Consider the following 17210-nt stretch of genomic DNA (forward strand, 5'->3'; position numbering starts at 1 on the left):
CTCGGCCGCGTGCCGCAGATTCCCGAGAAGGTCCACGAACTCACCGTCGGTCAGCTGTCCGCGCGCAGCGGAGCGGCCGTCTCCGCCCTGCACTTCTACGAGGCCAAGGGGCTGATCAGCAGCCGCCGCACCTCCGGCAACCAGCGCCGCTACAGCCGTGAGGTGCTGCGCCGGGTCGCCTTCGTGCGGGCCGCCCAGCGCGTGGGCATCTCGCTCGCCAGCATCCGCGAGGCGCTGTCCCAGCTGCCGGAGGAGCGCACCCCCACGCGCGAGGACTGGGCGCGGCTGTCCGAGAACTGGCGCACCGTACTGGACCAGCGGATCAGGCAACTGAGCAGCCTGCGCGACCACTTGGACGACTGCATCGGCTGCGGCTGCCTCTCGCTGAAGAGCTGCGCGCTGTCCAATCCGGACGACGTCTTCGGCGAGCGCCTCATCGGCTCCCGGCTGTCCCAGTAGCCGTCCCCGTGGCGGCCGCGGCGCCCAAGCCGACGGCGGCCGCCACCAGTTCGGCGTTCGAACGCGCCGCCCGTCCGTCCGGAAGCCGCAGCACCTGCGCCACGCCGATCCGCGCGCCCGCCCCGCACCGCGCGGCCAGCCGCAGCACCGGCCAGGCGGCGTCCTCCCGCCCGCACAGCACCACCGGCACCGGCGGCAGCCACCGCAGACCCGCCACCAGCGCCGGGTCGGCCTCCGCCAGCTCCGCCACCAGCCGGACCCGGGCCGGCTCCGGCACGGCCCACTCCAGGAACCGGGCCAGCGGCTCCGGCCCGGCTCCGCCGCCCAGCGGGACCACCGCGTCCACCGCCACCCCGCGCTCCAGCAGGGCCGCCGCCAGCTCCCGGGCCCCGGGCTCCGCGAACGGCACCGCCGCCCGGTCCGGCAGCACCGTCCAGGACCGCACCCGCTCCAGCCGCCCCGCCGGATCGGGCTCGGCCGTGACCCCCGCCGGCACCGTCAGAGGTACGCGGACCCCCGCGCCGCGCATCTCCTCCAGCAGCGGCCCCACCACGCGGGGCGAGAGGCTCTCCCGCCCGCACGGGGTCCGAGGGTGCACCAGCACCTCGCCCGCCCCGGCAGCCACCGCCTCCAGCGCCGACCGGGCCAGATCCCCCGGTGACAGCGGCACCGCCGCCCCGTCGGCCGCGTCCCGCGAGCCGTTCAGCGCGACCTGGAGCACCCCCGCGCCCGCCCGGCCGCACCCGCCCGGCCCGTCCGCCCGGCTCACGCCGCCGCCGTCCGCCCGGCTCACGCCGCGCCCGCCGCCTGGTGTCCCACCGCCGCCCCCGCCAGCGCCGGCCGGGGCACCACGATCCCGCAGCCGCCGCACACCGGCCCGTCCCACGACCACGCACCGGCCCACGCCGACGGCCCCGACAGCGCGGCCGGCCAGCGCAGCTCCTCCTCGCCGCAGACCGGGCACACGGTCCCCGGCTCCGACTCCAGGGCGGCGATCAGCCGCCGCAGCACCTCACCCAGCGTCCCGTCCGGCCGCACACCCGGGTCGGCGCACCGCACCACGGCGTCCCCGCTGCCGCCCCAGGCCCACTCCGGCCGCCGCACCCCGTCGTGCTTCTCACGTCTGCGCCGCTCCGCGAACTGCCTCTCGTACTCCAGCCAGACCGCCCGCGCCTCCTCCAGCTCCTCCAGCGCCGCGACCAGCCGCAGCGGGTCCGCGCCCCGGTCCTCCGGCGCGATCCCGTGCCGGTCGCACAGGTGCCACCACGTCGCCCGGTGCCCGTACGGCGCGAACCGCTCCAGGCAGCGGCGCAGCGAATGGCGCCGCAATGCCCGGTCGTTGCGCGCGTCGCGCACCTGATAGGCGAGACTCCGAAAACCTGCCACCGTACCTTCACCTCCGCCGTGCCATGCCCACACCACTGCCCGCGTCACTCCGTCGAACGAAGCGACCCCCCGCGACGTGCCCAACATGCCCGGCAGGATGTGGGCGCATGCGGGGGCGGTCGAGGCGTGCGGGTGGCACATGGCCGGAACTCAGCGCCCCATGCGCCCCGCCCCGACCACGATCCGGGCCAGTTCCTCATGGCAGATGTCGCTGTGCGCCCCCGACGGAGCACCGCCGCGGCGGACCACGGAGCCCGCGTCCACGCTGACGCAACCGGCCGCCGGCAGGCCGCCCCGCAGGGCCGCCTCCAGGCTCAGCCGCGGCGCACCGGGCACCGCCTGCACCCCGTCGTGCCCGACCGCGCCCCACCGCTCGTCGAAGCCGAGCAGACCGGCCGAATCCCCCGCCATCCGGGAAGCCAGCGGGTAGAACACGCGCAGCGCGGAGTCGTGCGCGGAATGGCAGGCCACCACCGGTCCGTCCACCCGGCGCTGGAGCCCGCCCAGGGCCCCGCCGCGCCGCCGGTCGTGCGGCAGCCGCTCGCTGAACGCGTAGTGGGAGAAGGCCCCCTGGAGCAGCGTCAGCGACTTCACGTGCCGCGCCCCGTCCGGCACGGCCCGCAGCGAGAAGGACACCACCCGGGCGCCGAAGCTGTGCCCGACCAGGTGCACGCGCAGGGCCGGCCGGCGTCCGGCGAGGTCGGTGAGGACCGGCCCGAGCCCGTGCTCGCCGACCACCCCGGCCCGCTTCTTCATCTCGTAGTACGTGGCCTGGCGCAGCAGCTCCTTGGCCCCGCCCCACAGGGCGCGCGCCCCGTCGCCGAGCGCGACCGACGGAGCGCCCCCGGCACCGGCCAGGGCCTCCGCCAGCGCCCGGCACACCTCGACGGTGTCCCGTACGAAGACGGCCGGCACCTCCGGGGCGACGGCCGCGCCCACCGGGTCGGCGTCCACGAGCCGGCGTACCGACGCCCCGAACCCGGGGAGCGCGGCGAGCGGTTCGGGCTGCTCCGCCAGCAGCGCGGCGACCCGGTCGAGCTCCGCCTCCCGCCCCGGCCAGAACGCCCCGAGGGCCGCGCGCGTGGCGTCGTCGAGAGCGGTCCCGGCCCCCGCGTCCGCCAGGATGCCGGGCGGGTCGAAGTCCGGGATCGGTTCGTCCGGGAAGCGGATCGAAGGCCACACCACCCCCACGTACCCCAGCCGCACCCCGGCCCCCACCAGCCCCGGGAAGGGGGCGAAGAAGCGGTCGAACAGCCGGGTGGAGGTGGGCCGGTCGCTGTTCCATCCGTGCGCGAAGACCAGCAGGTCCGTCGCCTCGATCCGGGCCACCGCCGCCCGGGTGGCCGGGTCCACGTCGCCCTGGGCGTCGAAGGTCAGCTCCTGGTACGGACCCACCCCGATCCCGGCTCCGAACGCCGCCGCACCACCGCTGTCCACCATGGCCTCCCCCTTCCCGCGCGCCGCCTCCGGTGCTCGCAGCATCCCGCCGCCGGGCGGCGTCGGCCAGACCCGTGACGGCACCGGTCCGCGGGAGGCCCGCCACAGGCCTGAGGAGAGGAGGGGCGGCCCCCGCCCGGGGTCACGGGTAGAGGAGATACCCCGCCCTCACCGCGGAGAACCCGGCCAGGCCGCCGGCCCAGGCGGCCGCGATCTCGTCCACCCCCGCGCCCGCGTCCACCATCGTCCGCACCCGGTCCGAGCCGGCCAGCCGGTCGATCCAGTGGTCGGCCCGCCACGCGAAGCCGCTCCACGCCGGCCGCGCCGTCACCAGCAGCCCGATGCCCGCCCGGACCGGATCGAAGGCCTCCCGGTCGTGCACGACCAGCCGGACCCCGCCGCAGACCTTGCCCGCGTGCTTGGAGAAGGCGGGCGTGAACCAGGTCTCCCGGAACCACACCCCGGGCAGTCCCAGCCCGTTCGCCGCCTCCGCCCAGCGCCGGTCGACGCCCTCCGCGCCCACCACCTCGAAGGGCGTGGTCGTGCCCCGGCCCTCGGACAGGTTGGTCCCCTCGAAGAGGCAGGTCCCCGCGTACGCGAGGGCCGTGTCCGGGGTCGGCACGTTCGGGCTCGGCGGCAGCCACGGAAGGCCGGTCTCCCCGAAGAAGGAGTCCCGCCGCCACCCCGACACCGGCACCACCCGCAGCCGGGGGCCGGCGCCCTTCAGGAACTCGCCGTTGAACAGCAGGGCCAGCTCGCCCGCCGTCATCCCGTGCGCCAGCGCGATCGGCTCCCGGCCCACGAAGCTCGCGTACGCCCGATCCAGCACCGGCCCGGCCGCCCGCCGCCCGCCCACCGGGTTGGGCCGGTCCAGCACCACCACCGCCTTGCGGGCCAGCGCGGCCGCGCGCATGCAGTCGTACAGGGTCCAGATGTAGGTGTAGAAGCGCGCCCCGACGTCCTGGATGTCGAAGACGACCGTGTCGACGCCCGCCGCCGTGAACACGTCCGCGAGCTGCTGCCCGCTCCTGCCGTACGTGTCGTACACCGGCAGACCCGTCGCCGGATCGCGGCCGGCCCCCTCGGAGCCGCCGGCCTGTGCCGTACCGCGGAAGCCGTGCTCCGGCCCGAACACCGCGACCAGGTCCACCCGTTCGTCGGCGTGCAGTACGTCGACCAGGTGGCGGGCGTCGGCGGTGATCCCGGTGGGGTTGGTGACCACCCCGACCCGCTGCCCGGCGAGCTCCGCGTACCCGTCGGCGGCGAGCCGCTCGAAGCCGGTGCGCACCCGCCCGTCGGCGGCCGCCGGCCCCGCCGCCGCACCCCCCAGGGCCCCCGCGGCGCCCACGGCCCCCGCCATCCCCAGCACCCCGCGTCGCGACAGCGTCATCCCGCCACGCTAGGGCCCGCGCCCCTTCCGCCGTCACATACCGACTGGTTAGTCTGCCGGGATCCGGTCGGTCCGGCCGGTCGATGGCCGTCGGCCGTCGGCAGCGACGAAAGGTGAACCCGTGAGCGTGAGCGCGTACCAGGACCAGCGAGTCGTCGTCACCGGCGCGGGCGGCGGCATCGGCGCGGCCCTCGCCCACCGCTTCGCCGCCGAGGGGGCCACCGTCGTCGTCAACGACCTCGACGCCGCCAAGGCCGCCGCCGTGGCCGGAGCCATCGCCGCGACCGGCGCACGGGCCATCGCCGTCCCCGGCGACGCCTCGGCGGTCGTCGGGGAGGCCCGCGAGGCCCTCGGCGGCACGGTCGACGTGTACTGCGCCAACGCCGGACTCGCCGCGGGAGGCGACGCCTTCGCGGAGGAGGCCGTCTGGGAGGCCGCCTGGGACACCAACGTCATGGCGCACGTACGGGCCGCGCGGGCCCTGCTGCCCGGCTGGCTGGAGCGCGGCAGCGGCCGCTTCGTGTCCACGGTCTCCGCCGCCGGGCTGCTGACCATGATCGGAGCGGCCCCGTACAGTGTCACCAAGCACGGAGCCCTCGCCTTCGCGGAATGGCTGTCGCTGACCTACCGCCACCGGGGCGTACAGGTCCACGCCATCTGCCCGCAGGGGGTGCGCACCGACATGCTGACCGCCTCCGGCTCGGCGGGGGAACTGGTCCTGGCGCCGACCGCGATCGAGCCGGAGACGGTCGCCGAAGCACTGTTCGACGGCATGGAGAAGGGCCGGTTCTTGATCCTCCCGCACCCCGAGGTGGCGCGCTTCCACGCCGCCCGCGCGAGCGACCCCGAGCGGTGGCTGCGCGGCATGAACCGCCTCCAGCGCACGTGGGAGGGGTCGTGACGGGTCCCTCCGGGTCCCCGTACGCCGCCCGGCCGTGGCTGGGCCGGCTGAGCCCCGCCCAGCTGGCGCCGGTGACGCCCCCGGCGAGCGTGCCCGACGCCTTCCGGGCCGCCGCGGCCCGGGCGCCGCAGCGCACGGCCCTCGCGTACTTCGACGGCCGGATCACCTACGCCGAGGCCGACGCGCTGTCCGACTCCGTCGCCGGGTACCTCGCCGGGCGGGGGGTCGGGCGGGGCGACCGGGTGGCGGTCATGCTCCAGAACACCCCGCACTTCGTGCTCGCGGTGCTGGGCGCGTGGAAGGCCGGGGCGGTGGTCGTGCCGGTGAACCCCATGTACAAGGCGGGGGAGGCGGGGCACGTCCTGCGGGACTCCGGGGCGGTCGCGCTGGTGTGCGAGGCGGGTCCGTGGGGGGAGTACCTGGGGGAGGCGGTGGCCGGCTCGGCCGTCCGCACCGTCCTGACGACCCGCAGCACGGACCTCCAGACCCGCAACGACCCCCGCGTCTTCCCGCCCCCGGCCCCGCCGTCGCCGTCGCCCTCGGCCCGGCCCTCGACCCCGCCCTCGGCCCGGCCCTCGACCCCGCCCTCGGCCCGGTCCTCGACCCCGCCCTCGGCCTCGGGCTCGGCCCCGGCCTCGGCCCGGCCCCCGGCCTCGGCCCGGCCCCCGGCCTCGGCCCGGCCCGCGGCCTCGGGCTCGGCCCCGGCCTCGGCCCGGCCCCCGGCCTCGGGCTCGGCCCCGGCCTCGGCCCGGCCCCCGGCCTCGGCCCGGCCCCCGGCCTCGGCCTGGGGCTCGGCCCCGGCCCGGCCCCCGGCCGTGGGGGTGGATGCCGTTGATCTGGTCCTCGTGGCCCGCCAGGGGCACCCCGCTCCGGACGACCCCCGCCTCACCGCCGCCGACACCGCCCTCATCAGCTACACCTCCGGCACCTCCGGCACCCCCAAGGGGGCCATGAACCCGCACGGGGCCATCACCTACAACGCCACCCGGCAGGTCACCGGCCACCCCCTCGCCGAGGGCGCCGGGTACTTCGCGCTCGCCCCGCTCTTCCACATCACCGGCCTCGTCTGCGAGCTCGCCGCCTGCTTCGTCAACGCCGGCACCCTCGTCCTGGCGCACCGCTTCCACCCCGGGGCCGTCCTCGACGCCTTCCTCGAACACCGGCCCGCCTACGCCATCGGCCCCGCCACCGCCTTCACGGCGCTCGCCGCGCACCCCGACGCCACCCGGGACCACTTCGCCTCCTTCCAGGTGCTCTCCTCCGGCGGCGCACCGCTCCCGCCCGCCCTCGTCGAACGCCTCCGCGCCGACTTCGGGTTCTACCTGCGCAACGGCTACGGCCTCACCGAGTGCACCGCCCCCTGCGCCTCGGTCCCCGCCCACCTCGAAGCGCCCGTCGACCCCGCCACCGGCACCCTCTCCGTCGGGGTCCCGGGCGCGCAGACCCTCGTACGGATCCTCGACGAGCACGGCGCCGAGCTCCCGCTCGGGGAGGCCGGGGAGATAGCCGTGCGCGGGCCGCAGGTCGTCCCCGGCTACTGGGGGCTGCCCGACGCCACCGCCGCCGCCTTCCCGGACGGCGAACTGCGCACGGGGGACATCGGGTTCATGGACCCCGACGGCTGGCTCTACGTCGTCGACCGCAAGAAGGACATGATCAACACCTCCGGGTTCAAGGTCTGGCCCCGGGAGGTGGAGGACGTGCTCTACACCCACCCCGCCGTGCGCGAGGCGGCCGTGGTCGGCGTGCCCGACCCCTACCGCGGGGAGACGGTGAAGGCGTACGTGAGCCTGCGGCCGGGCGCCTTGGCCGGACCGGCGGAACTCGCCGCGTACTGCGCCGACCGCCTGGCCGCGTACAAGTACCCGCGCCGGGTCGAGATCCTGCCTGTCCTTCCGCAGACCACCAGTGGCAAGATCCTGCGACGAGAATTGCGCGACCGCGGCTGAAAACAGTCGGAGGATCAGGAGAGGAAGGCGAGCGCCATGGCCGCCAGGACCACCGAGGGCCCCGAGGACGGAAACCGGGAGACCCCGGTGCCGCAGCGGCTGCTGGCCGTCGCCACGCGGCTCTTCGCCGAACGCGGCTACGACCGCACCTCCGTCCAGGAGATCGTCGAGGCGGCCGGGGTGACCAAGGGCGCCCTCTATCACTACTTCGGCTCCAAGGACGACCTGCTGCACGAGGTGTACGCGCGGATGCTGCGCCTCCAGCAGCAGCGGCTCGACGCCGTGGCCGACTCCGACGCCCCCGTCGAGGAGCGGCTCCGCGCGGCCGCGGCCGACGTCGTGGTCACCACCATCGAGAACCTCGACGACGCGATGATCTTCTTCCGGTCGATGCACCAGCTCGGCCCGGAGCAGTACAAGCAGGTACGGGCCGAGCGCCGGCGCTACCACGAGCGGTTCCGGGCGCTGGTCGAGGAGGGCATGCGCGGCGGTGTCTTCGCCACGGCCACGCCCGCCGACCTGGTGGTCGACTACTACTTCGGTTCCGTGCACCACCTCTCCACCTGGTACCGCACGGACGGCCCGCTCACCCCGCACCAGGTCGCCGACCACCTCGCCGACCTGCTGCTGCGCTCCCTGCGTCCCTAGGCGGGGGCCGGGGCCAGAGCGGGGTAGTCGTTGTAGCCCTCGGGGCCGTGTACGTGCATCAGGAACTCGGGGCGGAGCGCGTTGAGCGGCGCGCCCGTGCGCAGGCGTTCCACCAGGTCGGGGTTGGCCAGGAAGCCCCGGCCCAGCGCGACCAGGTCGGCGCCCGCGGCCAGCAGCCGCTCGCCCTTGAGCAGACCCGCGTCGGCGGCGAGTTCCTCGTGGGAGAGCCGGGGGTTGGCGATCAGGGTGCCGGGCCAGGCCGCGCGGATCTCCGCGAAGAGGGGCCGGTCCGGGTCGGAGTGGACCTGGTGCAGGTAGGCCGGCCCCACGTGCGCGAGGGCCGCGACGAGCGCCGGGTACAGGAGCTCGGTGTCGTCCTCCCGTACGCCGTTGACGTTCGTCCCGGGGGAGACGCGCACGCCGACCCGCTCCGGCCCGACGGCCTCGGCGACGGCCCGGACCACCTCCACGGGGAACCGGATCCGGTTCTCGACGGACCCGCCCCACGCGTCGGTGCGCAGGTTGGTGTTCCCGGCGAGGAACTGGTGGAGCAGGTGGCCGTTGGCCGAGTGCACCTCGACCCCGTCGAAGCCCGCCTCGACGGCATTGCGGGCGGCGCTCGCGAAGTCGGCGATGGTGGAGCGGACGTCCTCCTCGCTCATCACGCGGGGCGTGACGCCCTCCCGCGGCCCGCCCGGGGTCCGCAGCGGCTCGGGGAAGCGCACGGCGGACGGCGCGAGCGGTACGAGCCCGCTGGTGTCGGGGTGCCCGACCCGGCCGCCGTGCTGGAGCTGGAGGAACATCCGCCCGCCCGCCGCGCGCACGGCGTCGGTGACCCGGCGCCACCCGGCGATCTGGGCCGGGGTGTGGATGCCGGGGATGTTCGGGTAGGTCTGTCCGACCGCGTTCGGGGTGGTGCCCTCGGCGATGATCAGGCCGGCCGAGGCGCGCTGCGCGTAGTGGACGGCCATGAGTTCGCCGGGCACCCCGTCGGCCCCGGCGCGATTGCGGGTCAGCGGGGCCATCACCAGACGGCTGGACAGTTCCAGGCCGCCGAGGCGGGCGGGTTCGAAGAGGCGGGATGCGGCGGGGGTCTGTCGTGTCTGCGTCATGCCGGTACCGTAGAACCTGACACCGGTGTCAAGTTCAAGGGCGGGAGCCCGGGAGGTGGCCGTGCGGATCGGTGAACTGGCGGCGCGCACCGGGGTCGGTGAGCGTTCGCTGCGCTACTACGAGCAGCAGGGCCTGCTGGCGTCCGACCGGACGCCCGGCGGCCACCGGGACTTCCCCGAGCGGGCCGTCGACCGGGTCATCCGGATCCAGGAACTCTACGCGGCCGGCCTGAACAGCTCCCGGATCAGGCAGATCCTGCCCTGCATGCGGGACGAGGACGGCGGCCCCTCGGTGCGCGCCACCCCGGCCCTGGTGGCCGAGCTGTCCGGCGAACGCGACCGGATCGACCGGATGATCGGCGACCTCCTGCGCTCCCGCGAGGTCCTGGACGAGGTCATCGCGGCGGCGTCCGGCCCCGCCCCGGCGTCCGGCCCCGCCGCAGCTCCCGGCCCCGCCGCAGCTCCCGGCCTCGCCCCGGCTCCCGGCCCCGCCCCGGCGTCCGGGGGCTCCGTCGGCGCGTGAGCCGTCGGCGCGGCCGGTTCGCCGGGGCCACCGGAGGCGCCCCACCCGCCGGCCCCGCCGCGGAAGGCCCGCTCAGGCCCGGTACCGCCTCAGCTCGCGGTGCGCGAGCGAACGCTGGTGCACCTCGTCCGGCCCGTCCGCCAGCCGCAGGGTCCGGGCCGCCGCCCACAGTTCGGCCAGCGGGAAGTCCTGGCTGACCCCGCCCGCGCCGTGCAGCTGCACCGCCTGGTCCAGGATCCCCACGACCGCGCGCGGGGTCGCGATCTTGATGGCCTGGATCTCGGTGTGCGCGCCCCGGTTGCCGACCGTGTCCATCAGCCAGGCCGTCTTCAGCACCAGCAGCCGCAGCTGCTCGATGGTGACCCGGGCGTCCGCGATCCAGTTCTGCACGACGCCCTGCGCGGCCAGTTCCTTCCCGAAGGCCGTACGCCCCACCGCGCGCCGGCACATCAGCTCGACGGCCCGCTCCGCCATCCCGATCAGCCGCATGCAGTGGTGGATCCGGCCCGGACCCAGCCGGGCCTGGGCGATGGCGAAGCCGGCGCCCTCCCCGCCGATCAGGTTCCCCGCCGGGACCCGGGCCCCGTCGAAGACCACCTCGGCGTGGCCGCCGTGGTCGTGGTCCGCGTACCCGTACACCGTCATCGCCCGGCGCACCTCCACGCCCGGGGTGTCGCGCGGGACCAGGACCATCGACTGCCGGCGGCGCGGATCCTCGCCCTCCGGGTCGGTCTTGCCCATCACGATGAAGACCTTGCAGTCCGGGTTCATCGCCCCCGAGATGTACCACTTGCGCCCCGTGACCACGTACGAGTCACCGTCGCGCTCGATGCGCGTCTCGATGTTCGACGCGTCCGAGGAGGCCACCTCGGGCTCGGTCATCGCGAAGGCGGAGCGGATCTCCCCGGCCAGCAGCGGCTCCAGCCACTGCTTCTTCTGCGCCTCGTCGCCGAACTGCGCGAGCAGCTCCATGTTCCCGGTGTCCGGGGCCGCGCAGTTGGTCGCCATCGGCGCCAGGTGGGGGCTGCGGCCGGTGATCTCCGCCAGCGGGGCGTACTGGAGGTTGGTCAGCCCGGCGCCGTACTCGGCGTCGGGAAGGAAGAGGTTCCACAGCCCCTGGCGGCGCGCCTCGGCCTTCAGTTCGCCGAAGACGGCCGGGGTGTCCCAGGGCGAGGCCAGCCGTGCGCGCTGCTCGGCGGCGACGGCTTCCGCCGGGTGGACGTACTCCTCCATGAACGCGAGCAGCCGTTCGCGGAGTTCCTCGGTCCGGGTGTCGAATGCGAAGTCCATGCGGTGCGGCTCCTCAGCCTTCCTGGAGGGTGGTCAGTCCGTGCTCGATGAAGACCGGGACCAGCTCGCCGATCCGGTCGAAGCCCGCGCCGACCGTCTGCCCGAGCACGTACCGGTAGTGGATGCCTTCGAGGATCACGGCGAGCTTGAACCAGGCGAAGGCCGTGTACCAGGCGATCGACGCGGTGTCCCGCCCCGAGCGGGCGGCGTACCGCTCGACCAGCTCGGCGGGCGCCGGATGGCCGGGCGCCCCGCTCGTCGTGCTGACCGGGGAGTCGGCCAGGCCCAGGTCGGAGCTGTACATCACCAGCAGGCCGAGGTCCGTCAGCGGATCGCCGAGCGTGGACATCTCCCAGTCCAGCACCGCCCGGACCGCGTCGTCCGGCCCGCCGATCAGGACGTTGTCCAGCCGGAAGTCCCCGTGCACCACGGTCGGCGCGGGGGAGCGGGGCAGGGCCCGCCCCAGCGCCCCGTGCAGCTCGTCGATCCCGGCGAGCTCCCGGCCCCGGGAGGCCGCGAGCTGCTTGCCCCAGCGGCGCAGCTGCCGGTCCAGGAAGCCCTCGGGCCGGCCGAAGTCGCCCAGTCCCACCGCGTCCGGGTCCACCGCGTGCAGGTCGACCAGGGTGTCCACCAGGCCCAGCACCGCCCGCCGGGTGCGCTCGGGGCCGAGCTCCGCGAGCTGCCCGGCGGTGCGGTACGGGGTCCCGTCCACGTGCTCCATGACGTAGAACGGCGCCCCCAGCACCTCCTCGTCCTCGCACAGCAGCAGCGCCTCGGGCACCGGTACGGCGGTCCCGTGCAGGGCCGAGATCACCCGGTGCTCGCGGCGCATGTCGTGCGCGGTGGCCAGGACGTGCCCCAGCGGCGGGCGCCGCACCACCCAGCGGGAGGTGCCGTCGGTGACCGCGTACGTCAGGTTCGACCGGCCGCCCTCGATCAGCCGGCCGCTCAGCGGCCCCGCCGTGAGCCCGGGCCGCGCGGCGTCCAGATGGCCGCGCAGCCTCCGCAGATCGAGGCCTCGGGGATCGGCTGGGGTCATGGCGCGCGCCTCCGTACGGGTCGACGACGGGATTCTCGGTCCGGGGCCATCATGCCGACCAGTCGGTATGCCGTCCAGGGGGTGGCCGGAAGAATCCCCCCGGCCGGCCGCGCTCAGCTCACGCGTGGCACAGGATCGGCGTCCCGCCGTTCATCACCGTCATGTCCCGCAGCACCGCCAGGATGTCCAGCGGCACTCCCTCCGGCTCCCCGCCCAGCTCGGCGTAGGCCCGGTGGAGGTTCGCCACCAGCCGCTCGCTCTCCCGCCAGGCCGCGAACTCGCCCAGGTCCGCCCCCTGCGCCAGCTCCAGCGGGGTCAGCCCCTTCTCCCGGCCCTGCCGGGCCAGCTCCGCCACGAACCGCAGGTAGCGCTCGGTCGCGTCGTACGCCGAGGCGTCGGTCAGCGGCCCGTGCCCCGGTACGACCGTCTCCGCGTCCAGCGAGCGCAGCAGCTCCAGCGCGCGCAGCGAACCGGCGAGGGAGCCCATCGCCAGGAACGGGGTGCCGCCGGCGAAGACCAGGTCACCGGTGAACACCACCCGCTGCCGGGGCAGCCACACGACCGAGTCGCCGGTGGTGTGCGCCACGCCCGGGTGGATCACCCGCACCTCGGTGTCGCCGACGTGCAGGGTCAGCCGGTCGCTGTAGGTGAGGTCGGGGGCGGTGATCTCTATCGCCCCGAAGTCGGTCGCGGGCCAGATCAGCTCCAGCTGGTGCCCGGCGGCGAGCTGCTCGGCGCGCGCCTGGTCGTGGCCGACGATCACGGCCTCGGGGGCGAACGTGGCGTTGCCGTAGGTGTGGTCGCCGTGGTGGTGGGTGTTGACCACGGTCCGGGGCAGCGGCGCCCCGGAGGCCGTGACGGCATCGCGCAGGGCCCGTGCGCGCCGTTCGGTGGCGGCGGTGTCGACGAGCAGGGTGCGGCCGCCGTCGCTGATCCAGCCGGCGTTGTTCAGGCACCAGCCCCCGTCCGGCTGGACGTAGGCGTGCACTCCGGCCGCGGGCTGGACGACGTACGGCTCTTCGACGGTCATGGACGCTCTCCCCGGATCGCTGTGACGGACCGTCGGCATCCTGTCAGCCGGGGGCCGGGCCGGGGAGAGCGGGGGCGGCCGGGGGCCGGCCGGGGACGTCAGTGGTCGTCGTAGTGGCCGTCGTGCGGGGCGTGCCGGTGCCCGTCGTGCAGGTAGTCGAGGTGGTCGCCGTGCGGGACCGCGTCGTGCCCGCAGCCCTCGCCGTGCCGGTGGTCGTGCTCCTCGTGCGGGGCGTGCTCGGAGGTCTCGCACTCGTCCCAGTGCCCCGAGTGCTGCCGGTGCAGGTGGCCGTCGTGCGCGTAGTCCAGGTGGTCGCCGTGCCGGACCGCCGTGTGCCCGCAGCCGGGGCCGTGCTCGTGGGCGTGCGTGGGGTGTTCCTGGTGCAGGGTCGTCATGCGGCCGAGGCTAGTGCGCGACCTCCCGGGTCGCCCGTTGTGTCCCCGTGGCGCGGCACTAGTGGGACCGTAGGGCCATCTGATCGTCCGGACGACCGCCTCAGACGATGAGCGCCATCGCGAACACCGCCAGGCCCACCGAACACAGCACCGCCGCCAGCGCCACCCGCGGCGAGAGCCCCGGCGGCCGGGCCGCGGCCAGCTCCCGCACCCGCCGGTGCGCCACCCACAGGAAGGCCACCCAGATCAGCGCGATCACCGCCGTCGCGGCCACCTCGACCCGCGAGCCCGTCCCGTGCAGGGCCTGCCGCAGCGCCAGCACCGCCGTGACCGAGCAGGCCAGCGTCGTACGCCGCCACGCCAGCCGCGTCCGCTCGGGCTGGAGCCCCGCGTCACGGGCCGCCGTACCGGGACGGGTCACCGCCCGGCCGTCCAGCCCAGCAGCACGACCACCACCATCGCCGCCGCCACCAGCCCCACGCCCAGGCTCAGCGCCACCGGGAACCGGGACACCGGCAGGTCCTCGCCCCGCCGCATCGCCCGCTCGCACCGCACCCAGTGGTTCACGGCCCGCAGCGCGCAGGCCGCCCCCACCGCCAGCAGCGTGAGGGCCATCCCGACCCGCACCCCCCACCGCAGGTCCGGCAGGAACTGGTCCACCGCGAACCCGCCGCCGACCAGCGCCAGCGAGGTGCGGATCCAGGCGAGGAAGGTCCGCTCGTTGGCGAGGGAGAAGCGGTAGTCCGGCGTCTCGCCCTCGTCCCGCAGACGCCCTGGTGCGAACCAGAGGCGCACGTCCTTGACGAAGTCGATCACACGGCCAATTTACGTCCCCGTCACGAACCCGGCGCGGGCTGGGTACCGCCCCCGGGCACATGCCCGCCCCCGGACGGGCCCCCGCCCTCCCGGAACGCGCGCAGCCGCCGGTAGGCCTCCAGCCCGTCCGGCACCCACGCCCAGTCCCCGCCCGCGACCCGCCGGTCCAGCTCCTCCTGCGGCAGCCAGGTGTGCCAGTCCACCTCCGAGGCCTGCGGGGCCACCGGCAGGGTGCACCGCACCTCGTGCACGTACGACCACCAGCCGCCGCCCGGGCCCTCGTAGAGGAACTTGAACAGCGGCCGCGGTCTCGGCAGCCCGCTCACCCCGAGCTCCTCCCCGGCCTCCCGCAGCGCGGCGTCCGCGTACTCCTCCCCGGCGCCCAGCACCCCGCCCACGAACATGTCGTAGTACGAGGGGAAGACCAGCTTCGACGCGGTCCGGCGGTGCACGAAGACCCGCCCCTCCGCGTCCCTGGCCAGGACGAACACGCACCGGTGCAGCAGCCCCCGCCGGTACACCTCGCCCCGGCGCGCCCGCCCCACGACCCGGTCGTCCCGGTCCACCACGTCCAGTACCTCGTCAGCGGGATCCACGAAGCCATCCAACCACCGCTGTTGACTGGTTACCGCTCCGTAGCCAAGGATCTGCCCCACCACCGACCGACCGGAGGACCGGCAGGCATGACGTACGACGCTGACGTGATCGTGATCGGAGCGGGCCTCGCGGGCCTCGTGGCCACCGCCGAGCTCGTCGACGCGGGCCGCAGGGTGATCCTCCTCGACCAGGAACCGGAGCAGTCCATCGGCGGCCAGGCGCACTGGTCCTTCGGCGGGCTGTTCTTCGTGGACTCGCCCGAGCAGCGCCGCATGCGGATCAAGGACAGCCGCGAGCTCGCCCTCCAGGACTGGCTCGGCACCGCCGGGTTCGACCGGGACGAGGACGCCTGGCCGCGCCGCTGGGCCGAGGCGTACGTGGACTTCGCGGCCGGCGAAAAGCGGTCCTGGCTGCACTCCCGCGGGGTGCGCTTCTTCCCGGTGGTCGGCTGGGCCGAACGCGGCGGCTACGACGCGAACGGCCACGGCAACTCCGTGCCCCGCTTCCACATCACCTGGGGCACCGGCCCCGGCCTGCTGGAGCCCTTCGTCCGCAAGGTCCGCGCCGGCGCGGACCGCGGGCTGGTCCGGTTCGCCTTCCGCCACCGCGTCACCGGCCTGTCGGCCACCGCCGGCGCCGTGGACACCGTCACCGGCGAGGTCCTGGCCCCCTCGGACGCCGAACGCGGCACCGCGAGCAGCCGCGAGGCGGTCGGGGCGTTCAGCCTGCGGGCCCAGGCGGTGATCGTGACCAGCGGAGGCATCGGCGGCAACCACGACCTCGTGCGCGCCCAGTGGCCGCAGCGGCTCGGCACCCCGCCCGCGCGGATGCTCTCCGGCGTCCCCGCGCACGTCGACGGCCTGATGCTGGGCATCACCGAGGCCGCCGGGGCCAGCCACATCAACAAGGACCGGATGTGGCACTACACCGAGGGCATCGAGAACTGGAACCCCATCTGGTCCCGGCACGGCATCCGCATCCTGCCCGGCCCCTCCTCGCTCTGGCTCGACGCCACCGGCAAGCGGCTGCCCGTACCGCTCTTCCCCGGCTTCGACACCCTCGGCACCCTCGACCACATCATGCGGACCGGCCACGACCACACCTGGTTCGTGCTCAACCAGCGCATCATCGGCAAGGAGTTCGGCCTCTCCGGCTCCGAGCAGAACCCCGACCTGACGGGCAGGTCCGTCCGCGAGGTGATCAACCGGGCCCGGCAGGCGGTCCCCGGACCGGTCAAGGCCTTCATGGACCGCGGCGCGGACTTCATCGTGGAGCGGGACCTGTCGGCGATGGTCCGCCGGATGAACGAGCTCACCAAGGAGGACCTGCTCGACGAGGACGCCGTCCGCCGCGAGATCACCGCCCGCGACCGGGAGATCGCCAACCCCTTCACCAAGGACCTCCAGGTGACGGCCATCCACGGCGCGCGCAGGTACCTCGGCGACAAGCTGATCCGCACCGCCGCCCCGCACCGCATCCTCGACCCCGCCGCCGGCCCGCTGATCGCCGTCCGGCTCTCGATCCTGACCCGCAAGTCCCTGGGCGGCCTGGAGACCGACCTGTCCTCCCGCGTCCTGACCCCCTCCGGCGACCCCCTGCCCGGCGTCTACGCGGCCGGCGAGGCGGCCGGCTTCGGCGGCGGCGGCGTCCACGGCTACCGCGCGCTGGAGGGCACCTTCCTCGGCGGCTGCGTCTTCTCGGGCCGCGCCGCGGGCCGCGCCGCGGCCCGCGCGGTCGGCTAGGCCGTGAGGACGACCCTGAAGCGCTCCGTGACCACCAGGGTGTCGTCGTCCACCGTGAACGCCGGGTCGCCCAGCTCCGCGCGCGACGGCTCGCCGTGCCAGAACCCCTCGTGCGCGGAGCGCCATTCGGCCACCGAGGCGTAACCCTCGCCCTCGTCCAGCGCATGGCGCAGATCGACCTCGGCCAGCCGCAGCACCCGTACGTCCGTCACCTCCACGACGGCCAGCGGCCGCTCGTCGGAGTCCACCAGCGCCCTGCGCTCGCCCGGCCGGGGCAGCGCCTCGTCCGCGGCCCGGTACTGCTCGAGCAGGGCCGTCGTCGTGGTCTTCGCCCCGCTCAGCACGGCGGCCACCAGCCGGTCGCGCAGTTCTCCCGGGAAGCCCAGCTCGAAGGGCGGCAGACCGCCGTGGTTCGTCATGCGGCCACCCTACGAACCGTCCTCCCAGGTCGCACCCGCATTTCGAACCGTCACTTGCGTCCCAACTCGCCCCTTCT

General features: G+C 75.3%; 19 protein-coding genes. 6 read left to right on the forward strand and 13 right to left on the reverse strand.

The window, feature by feature from the left end:
• The first annotated feature begins 9 nt into the window (after positions 1 to 9).
• Entirely contained in the window at positions 10 to 459 is a 450-nt protein-coding gene (gene soxR, locus ABD973_RS25700; protein WP_125602659.1) for a redox-sensitive transcriptional activator SoxR, read from the forward strand.
• Here the strand turns inward: soxR and ABD973_RS25705 are convergent.
• The 4 genes from ABD973_RS25705 to ABD973_RS25720 all read right to left on the reverse strand — a co-directional run bounded on the left by ABD973_RS25705 (position 434) and on the right by ABD973_RS25720 (position 4672).
• The gene (locus ABD973_RS25705) at positions 434 to 1252 is read right to left on the reverse strand and encodes a 3-keto-5-aminohexanoate cleavage protein (RefSeq protein WP_345502330.1); all 819 of its coding nucleotides are present in this window, start codon (positions 1250 to 1252) and stop codon (positions 434 to 436) included. The two genes, soxR and ABD973_RS25705, sit on opposite strands and share 26 nt — an antisense overlap.
• Positions 1249 to 1845, reverse strand: coding sequence for a hypothetical protein (locus ABD973_RS25710; protein ID WP_125820631.1), 597 nt, complete (start codon positions 1843 to 1845; stop codon positions 1249 to 1251). The genes ABD973_RS25705 and ABD973_RS25710 overlap by 4 nt, the downstream gene beginning before the upstream one ends.
• A gap of 150 nt (positions 1846 to 1995) precedes the next feature.
• Complete coding sequence (locus ABD973_RS25715; RefSeq protein ID WP_345502332.1) at positions 1996 to 3285, reverse strand: serine-threonine protein kinase; 1290 nt, start codon at positions 3283 to 3285, stop codon at positions 1996 to 1998.
• A gap of 139 nt (positions 3286 to 3424) precedes the next feature.
• Complete coding sequence (locus tag ABD973_RS25720) at positions 3425 to 4672, reverse strand: exo-beta-N-acetylmuramidase NamZ family protein (RefSeq protein WP_345502334.1); 1248 nt, start codon at positions 4670 to 4672, stop codon at positions 3425 to 3427.
• Positions 4673 to 4799: 127 nt separating this feature from the next.
• Here ABD973_RS25720 and ABD973_RS25725 point away from each other — a divergent pair, with 127 nt between their 5' ends.
• The 3 genes from ABD973_RS25725 to ABD973_RS25735 are packed head-to-tail and all read left to right on the forward strand — an operon-like array spanning position 4800 to position 8170.
• A complete protein-coding gene (locus tag ABD973_RS25725) occupies positions 4800 to 5573 on the forward strand; it encodes an SDR family NAD(P)-dependent oxidoreductase (RefSeq protein WP_125823915.1) in 774 nt (257 codons plus the stop codon).
• Complete coding sequence (locus tag ABD973_RS25730) at positions 5570 to 7522, forward strand: AMP-binding protein (protein ID WP_345502337.1); 1953 nt, start codon at positions 5570 to 5572, stop codon at positions 7520 to 7522. Before ABD973_RS25725 ends, ABD973_RS25730 begins: the two co-directional genes overlap by 4 nt.
• Before the next feature lie 36 nt (positions 7523 to 7558).
• The gene (locus tag ABD973_RS25735; RefSeq protein ID WP_206436497.1) at positions 7559 to 8170 is read left to right on the forward strand and encodes a TetR/AcrR family transcriptional regulator; all 612 of its coding nucleotides are present in this window, start codon (positions 7559 to 7561) and stop codon (positions 8168 to 8170) included.
• On the opposite strand, the gene ABD973_RS25740 is transcribed toward ABD973_RS25735, so the two are convergent.
• Positions 8167 to 9282, reverse strand: coding sequence for an alkene reductase (locus tag ABD973_RS25740; RefSeq protein WP_345502339.1), 1116 nt, complete (start codon positions 9280 to 9282; stop codon positions 8167 to 8169). The genes ABD973_RS25735 and ABD973_RS25740 overlap by 4 nt on opposite strands.
• Positions 9283 to 9343: 61 nt before the next feature.
• On the opposite strand from ABD973_RS25740, the gene ABD973_RS25745 reads away from it, so the two are divergent.
• A complete protein-coding gene (locus tag ABD973_RS25745; protein ID WP_345502341.1) occupies positions 9344 to 9805 on the forward strand; it encodes a MerR family transcriptional regulator in 462 nt (153 codons plus the stop codon).
• A 72-nt stretch (positions 9806 to 9877) separates the two neighbouring features.
• Here the strand turns inward: ABD973_RS25745 and ABD973_RS25750 are convergent, their stop codons facing one another.
• From ABD973_RS25750 to ABD973_RS25780, 7 genes are all read right to left on the reverse strand, one after another.
• The gene (locus tag ABD973_RS25750; protein ID WP_125820627.1) at positions 9878 to 11095 is read right to left on the reverse strand and encodes an acyl-CoA dehydrogenase family protein; all 1218 of its coding nucleotides are present in this window, start codon (positions 11093 to 11095) and stop codon (positions 9878 to 9880) included.
• Between the two features lie 13 nt (positions 11096 to 11108).
• Positions 11109 to 12134, reverse strand: a complete 1026-nt coding sequence (locus ABD973_RS25755; RefSeq protein WP_125820626.1) for a phosphotransferase family protein — start codon at positions 12132 to 12134, stop codon at positions 11109 to 11111.
• Positions 12135 to 12252: 118 nt separating this feature from the next.
• Positions 12253 to 13164, reverse strand: coding sequence for an MBL fold metallo-hydrolase (locus ABD973_RS25760; RefSeq protein ID WP_125820625.1), 912 nt, complete (start codon positions 13162 to 13164; stop codon positions 12253 to 12255).
• A 98-nt stretch (positions 13165 to 13262) separates the two neighbouring features.
• Positions 13263 to 13559: a hypothetical protein gene (locus ABD973_RS25765; RefSeq protein ID WP_125820624.1), complete on the reverse strand. Its 297-nt coding sequence runs from the start codon at positions 13557 to 13559 to the stop codon at positions 13263 to 13265.
• A gap of 100 nt (positions 13560 to 13659) precedes the next feature.
• Positions 13660 to 13980: a DUF202 domain-containing protein gene (locus tag ABD973_RS25770; RefSeq protein ID WP_125820623.1), complete on the reverse strand. Its 321-nt coding sequence runs from the start codon at positions 13978 to 13980 to the stop codon at positions 13660 to 13662.
• Positions 13977 to 14375: a YidH family protein gene (locus ABD973_RS25775; RefSeq protein ID WP_125820622.1), complete on the reverse strand. Its 399-nt coding sequence runs from the start codon at positions 14373 to 14375 to the stop codon at positions 13977 to 13979. The genes ABD973_RS25770 and ABD973_RS25775 overlap by 4 nt, the downstream gene beginning before the upstream one ends.
• 20 nt (positions 14376 to 14395) lie before the next feature.
• On the reverse strand, positions 14396 to 14971 hold the full coding sequence (locus ABD973_RS25780) for an NUDIX hydrolase (RefSeq protein ID WP_345502346.1): 576 nt from the start codon (positions 14969 to 14971) through the stop codon (positions 14396 to 14398).
• A gap of 87 nt (positions 14972 to 15058) precedes the next feature.
• On the opposite strand from ABD973_RS25780, the gene ABD973_RS25785 reads away from it, so the two are divergent.
• Entirely contained in the window at positions 15059 to 16714 is a 1656-nt protein-coding gene (locus ABD973_RS25785) for an FAD-binding dehydrogenase (protein WP_345502348.1), read from the forward strand.
• Here the strand turns inward: ABD973_RS25785 and ABD973_RS25790 are convergent.
• Complete coding sequence (locus tag ABD973_RS25790) at positions 16711 to 17133, reverse strand: ASCH domain-containing protein (protein WP_125820619.1); 423 nt, start codon at positions 17131 to 17133, stop codon at positions 16711 to 16713. The two genes, ABD973_RS25785 and ABD973_RS25790, sit on opposite strands and share 4 nt — an antisense overlap.
• Positions 17134 to 17210 lie beyond the last annotated feature (77 nt).

Source organism: Streptomyces racemochromogenes (genome assembly GCF_039535215.1).
In the GTDB taxonomy this organism is placed as follows: Bacteria; Actinomycetota; Actinomycetes; order Streptomycetales; family Streptomycetaceae; genus Streptomyces; species Streptomyces racemochromogenes.